Origin of the sequence: Piscirickettsia salmonis LF-89 = ATCC VR-1361 (assembly GCF_000297215.2) — a bacterium.
Lineage (GTDB): Bacteria > Pseudomonadota > Gammaproteobacteria > Piscirickettsiales > Piscirickettsiaceae > Piscirickettsia > Piscirickettsia salmonis.
On record NZ_AMFF02000073.1, the window covers coordinates 1 to 1815 of the forward strand.

Below are 1815 nucleotides of genomic sequence, written 5' to 3' on the forward strand. Positions count from 1 at the left end.
CATGGCTCGCAGCGAATGAAAAAACTATTACTAGAGTTACAGTCTGTGGTTGACAATAAAAAAGAATTTCGCCGAAAATTAAATGAGCTCTTACAAGATAAGCAATCAGTCACTCAAATAAAAGAACAGTTCAATGGCTTTCAAAACTATCGACTACCAACAGATTCACAATAAATGTACTTAATAATAAAAACATAAAGTAGGCAATGTAATGGATAAAACAACAACCACTGAAAATATTAGTTTAAATGATTTATTATTAAGCGCAAGCCTTACCACAGAGACCTCTGATTACTTACCAATGATCAGTGATGACTTATCCACAGTTAATGAAAAAGTCAGTGATGAAGAACGGTTAATTTCCAGCGTTGCAGCGCTACTTGTTAACCTTGATGAAGATGAGCAAAATAACGGCTTTAACAAAAGCATGATTCAAGGGTTAATACATCGTGTTGACAGCATTATTAATGATCAAGTCAATGAAGTACTACACGCACCTGAATTCCAGCGCTTAGAGTCCACATGGTGCTCTATCGATGACCTCATTAAAAACACTAATTTTCGCGCCAACATTAAAATTGACCTTTTCGATGCCGATAAAGAAGAAATTGCTGAAGACTTTGAATGCAACTCTTCAGATATGACTGGCAGTGCACTTTTCAAAAAAGTTTATACTGAAGAATATGATCAATACGGTGGTGAGCCTTATGGATCAATTATTGGCCTCTATGAGTTTAAACACACACCAAAGGATATAGAGTGGCTAAAAAACATGTCAAAGCTTGCCGCTGCAAGCCACTCGCCATTCACAGCATCTGTTGGCCCACAATTTTTTGGTTGTAACACAGCAGAAGAACTATCGAATATAAAAGACTTAGAAGGGCTGATGAAACATCCTAAATATGGAGGTTGGAATGCGTTTAGGGAGACAGATGAGGCCGCATATATCGCTCTAACACTGCCCCGCTATATGGTTCGCCTGCCTTATGACCCAGTGAACAATCCAGCGGGTAATATCTTACGATCATTTAAAGAAGACACTTCAGGACATGATAATAAAGGCTATTTGTGGGGCAATGCGTCTATGCTCTTTGCACGCAACCTAGTTCGCGCTTTCGAAAATACCGGCTGGTGTCAATCTATTCGTGGGCCCAAAGGTGGTGGTGAGATTTCAGGTCTACCTGTCCACACATTTAATACTCGTGGTCAAGAAGAAATTAAAATCCCTGTTGAATTTGCTATTCCAGATTACCGTGAACTTGAATTCGCAAACTCTGGTTTTATGCCATTGATATACCAAAAAGGTTCTGCAAACGCCTGTTTCTTCAGTACACAGTCTCTAAGAGCCCCTGAAGAATTTGTTGATCCTAAAGACAGTGAGAATGCTAAACTCGTCACTAATCTAGCCTATACAATGTCAGTGACTCGTATTGCCCACTATGTCAAACGTATGATGCGAGATAATATTGGCTCTTCGGCAGAGCAGAACTATATCCAAAAGCAAATGACATCATGGGTCACTAATTATGTTTCTGAAATCACAAACCCTGATGACATTACCATTGGACGCTTTCCATTTAAAAAAGCAGATGTTTCCGTCACTCCAACACCAGGCGAACCTGGCTGGTTCCATTGTATAGCACTCAACGAATAGTTTCTGACATTGACTTCATTACTTGACTAAGCGCTGTCTCTAAATTTATTTCATCTTGATCAAGCTTCATGCGAACCCTATTTTTAAGCGGTGACCATACATGCTCTATCGGGTTTAAATCAGGAGAATAAGGGGGTAAAAATAATAAGTGACAACCCGCA

General features: G+C 39.3%; 2 protein-coding genes. One reads left to right on the plus strand and one right to left on the minus strand.

Annotated features, from left to right (window positions below; all coding sequences use genetic code 11):
• The first annotated feature begins 211 nt into the window (after positions 1-211).
• Complete coding sequence (tssC, locus tag C200_RS07800; RefSeq protein ID WP_016212254.1) at positions 212-1654, plus strand: type VI secretion system contractile sheath large subunit; 1443 nt, start codon at positions 212-214, stop codon at positions 1652-1654.
• On the opposite strand, the gene C200_RS15420 is transcribed toward tssC, so the two are convergent.
• Positions 1644-1815, minus strand: a 172-nt coding sequence (locus C200_RS15420) for a transposase (protein WP_033923692.1), incomplete at its 5' end; no start/stop codon positions are given. The genes tssC and C200_RS15420 overlap by 11 nt on opposite strands.

Excerpts from the sequence above, each read along its gene's own strand:
- tssC (WP_016212254.1), top strand. The coding sequence starts at position 212 with ATGGATAAAACAACAACCACTGAAAATATTAGTTTAAATGATTTATTA.